The 4,163-nt window shown below is 73.1% G+C and carries 4 protein-coding genes; all 4 read left to right on the top strand.

The genetic code is table 11. From position 1 onward, the window contains the following. Positions 1–388 (top strand): hypothetical protein (locus tag AX721_RS27945; protein WP_197422575.1); only part of this gene is annotated, 388 nt, incomplete at its 5' end. A gap of 170 nt (positions 389–558) precedes the next feature. Next, positions 559–2,334 carry an ABC transporter ATP-binding protein gene (locus AX721_RS13710; RefSeq protein ID WP_068876555.1) on the top strand — a complete coding sequence of 592 codons (1,776 nt, stop codon included), beginning with the start codon at positions 559–561 and terminating at the stop codon, positions 2,332–2,334. Continuing rightward, the gene (locus AX721_RS13705; RefSeq protein ID WP_068876554.1) at positions 2,331–3,059 is read left to right on the top strand and encodes a lysophospholipid acyltransferase family protein; all 729 of its coding nucleotides are present in this window, start codon (positions 2,331–2,333) and stop codon (positions 3,057–3,059) included. Before AX721_RS13710 ends, AX721_RS13705 begins: the two co-directional genes overlap by 4 nt. A 12-nt stretch (positions 3,060–3,071) precedes the next feature. Continuing rightward, complete coding sequence (locus tag AX721_RS13700) at positions 3,072–4,052, top strand: cation diffusion facilitator family transporter (RefSeq protein WP_068876553.1); 981 nt, start codon at positions 3,072–3,074, stop codon at positions 4,050–4,052. Positions 4,053–4,163 lie beyond the last annotated feature (111 nt).

Here is a 4,163-nt window from a genome sequence, read left to right as displayed (position 1 = left end):
GCCCCGAGCGGCGGCCGCGACGCGCCCGCCGTACGAGCGGACGGGCTGGGACGAATATGAATCCAGCGACTCCGACGAGGCGCTGGACGCGCTCGATGAGGTGCTGGACGCCGAGGACCTGGATCTCGAAGCCGTCCACGAGGCGGTCGAGACCTGCATCGTCCGCATCCGGCACGACCTCGACATCGAGCTCCCCGAAGCGCGCATCTCCTCACCCGCCCGGGGAGGGGGACCGGCCGAAGGACGGTGGCGGGGGAGCGAGCCGACAGCGGCCCCGCCGGCCGGCCGACGATCCGCGCTCCTGGGCGCCGCCGCGATCCCCGGGCCGCCTTCAATGGCCCTGCCCCTCAAGGCCTCGCCCCTCCACGCCTGGCGAAGTTCCGCCTGACCGGCGCCCCCGCGCCTTCCTGACACCAACTTGAGACGCAGACGACGCAGAACGACCCGGGGCGGCCAGCCTTCCCCGGCGCCTTCTGCGTGCTCTGCGCTTTCTGCGGTTCCGACCCCCGACCACCGCCCGCGCTTGACTTGCGCGCCGCAACGTCGGACCCCAGCCCCATGAGCGAGCCAGCCCAGCCGGAGCTGTCCGCCCGCGCGCTGGTCGCCCGGGTGGCGCGCATCTACATGGCGCCGCGCTGGAAGGGCTGGACGGTGGCGATGCTGGCCGCCGTGGCGGTGGCCTGGTGCAGCGCCGAGCTGGTGCGGATCATCGAGCCGGCCACCAACGACCTCCTGGTGTTCCGCAAGCCCGGCGCCCTCCTGGTCCTGCCGCTCACCATCGCCGCCCTGGCCCTGGCCCGTAGCCTGGCCCAGGTGATCCAGGCCACCCTCATCAACCGCATCGGCAACGCCGTAGTCGGCGACGTCCAGGTGCAGCTGTTCGGCAAGCTGGTGCGGGCCGACCTCGCCCACCTGCGCGCCCAGCACTCCGGCGCCTTCGTCTCCTCGGTGCTCTACGACGCCGGCCTGATCCGCGAGGCGGCCACCGCCGGCGTGGTGAACTACACCCAGAACCTGCTCATCTTCGTCGGCGCGCTTCTGGTCATGGTGGCCAACGACTGGATGCTGTCGCTGGTGCTGCTGGCCGCCGTGCCGCTGGCGGGCGGCATCATGCGCCGCTTCTCCAAACGCACCACCAAGGCCGCGAAGGGCGCCATGGAGGAGACCTCCGCCCTTTCCTCGGCGATCATGGAGGGGCTGGACGGGGTCCGCGTCGTCAAGATCGAGAACCGCGAGGCCTATGAGGAGGCCCGCGTCGCCGAGGTGGTGAAGCGCCGGCAGAAGCACCTCACCAAGGGCGCCAACGCCCGGGCCCGCGCCGCGCCGGCCACCGAACTCCTCATGACCCTGATCGTGGCGGTGGTGTTCGCCTACGCCGGCTGGCGCTCGACCCAGAACGAGATGAACGCGGGCGCCTTCTTCTCCTTCGTCGCCGCCCTGACCATGGCCTCCCAGGCCCTGCGCCAGCTCGCCAACCTGCAGACCGTCTTCGCCGAGGGCATGTCCGCCGCCCGCCGCCTCTTCGCCGCCCTGGACGTGGAGCCGGAGGTGCGCGAGCGGCCCGGCGCCAAGGCCCTCGGCCGCGCCGACGGCGACATCCGCCTCGAGGACGTCGGCTTCTCCTATGGCGGGGATGGGCCGCCCGCCCTGGACGGCGTCAGCCTGGAGGCCCGCCGCGGCGAGACGGTGGCCCTGGTCGGCCCTTCGGGGGGCGGCAAGAGCACCATCCTCAACCTGATTCCGCGCTTCTACGACGTCAGCGCCGGCCGGGTCCTGCTGGACGGGACCGACGTGCGCGACGTGACCCTCGGCTCCCTGCGCGACCAGATCGCCCTCGTCACCCAGGAGCCCTTCCTCTTCGACGACACCGTCCGCGCCAACATCGCCTACGCCCGTCCCGAGGCGAGCCCGGCGGAGGTGGAGGCCGCCGCCCGCGCCGCCGCGGCGCACGACTTCATCGCCGACTTGCCCCAGGGCTACGACAACCTGGTGGGCGAGGCCGGCGCCCGGCTCTCCGGGGGCCAGCGGCAGCGGATCGCCATCGCCCGCGCCTTCCTCAAGGACGCCCCGATCCTCCTGCTCGACGAGGCCACCAGCGCGCTCGACACCGAAAGCGAGGCCCAGGTCCAGGCGGCGCTGAAGCGACTGATGTCCGGACGCACGACCATCCTCATCGCCCACCGGCTCTCCACGGTCCGGGGCGCGGATCGGATCTACGTGGTCGACCGGGGCCGGATCGTCGAGACCGGCGATCACGCGACCCTGCTGAAGCAGCGCGGCCTCTACGCGCGCCTGGCCCGCAGCCAGGACCTGGAGGCGGAGCCCGCCGCTTGAAGGCCTTCCTCCGGAGCGACGGGGTCCAGGGCTTCCTCGGCTGGGTGCTGGGAACGTACCTTCGCCTCGTGCTGCGCACCGTCCGCTGGCGGCATGAGAACCTGGCCTGCGTGGAGCCGGTGCTGGCCGACGACCGGACCGGCGCCATCGCCCTCTTCTGGCACGGCCGCATCCCCCTCTGCCTGGCCACCGCGCCGCAGTGGTGGCGCAAGCGCACCCGCTGCCTGGTCTCCCCCTCGGCGGACGGCGAGTTCATCGCCCGCGCCCTGGACATGTCCGGCTTCCCCGCCATCCGCGTCTCCTCGGCCAAGAAGGGCGATGCGGCCAAGGCGCGCCAGGCGGTCGCCGCCATCCGCGAGTCCACCGCCTGGGTGAAGGACGGCGGCGCCCTCGTCGTCACGCCCGACGGCCCGCGCGGCCCGAATGAGGTCATCGCCGCGGGCTCCCTGCAGATCGCCCGGCGTTCCGGCCAGCCGGTGTTCCTGATGGGCATCGCCGCCAACCCCGCCTGGCAGCTCATGGGCACATGGGACAAGGTCATGTTCGCCGCCCCGTTCGGCCGGGGCGCGGTGGTCTGGGACGGTCCGCTCCACGTCCCCGCCGATGCGGACGACGCCGCCGTCGCGCGCCTCGTCGTGGACTGGTCGGCGCGCCTTTCGGCGGCGACCCGCCGCGCCGAGGCCCTGGTGGGCCGCCCCTCCATTGATCCCCTGCCCGGTCGGTGAGACATAGCCTCGATGGCGACGGCGCACGACCACCACGACCACGCGCACGATCATGACCACCACGGTCATGACCACGGGCATGGTCACGGCCATGGCGGGGGCCATCACCATCACGCCCCGGCCAACATGGGCCGCGCCTTCGCCATCGGCGTGATCCTCAACACCGCCTTCGTGGCGGCCGAAGTGGCGGCCGGGCTCTGGACCGGATCCCTGGCCCTGCTGGCCGACGCCGGCCACAACCTCTCCGATGTGCTGTCCCTGCTGCTGGCCTGGGGCGCCACGGTCCTGGCCCGGCGCGCGCCGGCCGGCCGCCGGACCTATGGCCTGCGCAAGGCGACCATCCTGGCCTCCCTCGCCAACGCCATCCTGCTGCTGGTGGCGGTGGGCGCCATCGCCTCCGAGGCCGCGCACCGCTTCCGCGAGCCGGCCGCCATCGATTCCGACCTCGTCATGCTGACCGCCAGCCTGGGCGTGCTGATCAACGGGGCGACCGCCCTCCTCTTCATGCGCGGCAGCCATGACGACCTGAACGTCCGCGGCGCGTTCCTGCACATGGCCGCCGACGCCGGCGTCTCGCTTGCCGTGGTGGCCGGCGCCTTCCTGATGGCCCGCACCGGCATCCTCTGGATCGACCCGGCCCTCAGCCTGATCATCGCCGGGGTCATCGTGCTGGGCACCTGGAGCCTGCTGCGCGACTCCGCGGACCTCGCCCTCGACGCCGCCCCGCGCGGCATCGACGTGGAGGCCGTCCGCCGCTACCTCGCCGGCCTGCCGGGCGTTGAGGGCGTGCACGACCTGCACATCTGGGCGCTGTCCACCACCGAGACGGCCATGACCGCCCACATCCTGCGTCCCGCCAACAGCGACGGCGACCGCTTCCTCCACCTTGCCTGCGAGGGCCTGGAGGCGCGGTTCAAGATCGGCCACGCCACCCTGCAGGTCGAGACCGACGCGGCCCACGCCTGCCGCCTCGCCCCCGCCGAGGTGGTGTGAGCCGCACCCTCCCGCTGGCCCTCTACGGCGCGGCCACCGGCCTGCTGGAGCCCCTCGCGCCGACCGTACTGCGCGGCCGCGCCGTAGAGGGCCAGCGGGAGGGTGCGGCTC

This window comes from Phenylobacterium sp. CCH9-H3 (genome assembly GCF_001557235.1).
GTDB lineage: Bacteria > Pseudomonadota > Alphaproteobacteria > Caulobacterales > Caulobacteraceae > Phenylobacterium.
The sequence above is the reverse complement of the archived record's forward strand: the minus strand, read 5'-3'. Positions and strand labels throughout refer to the sequence as shown.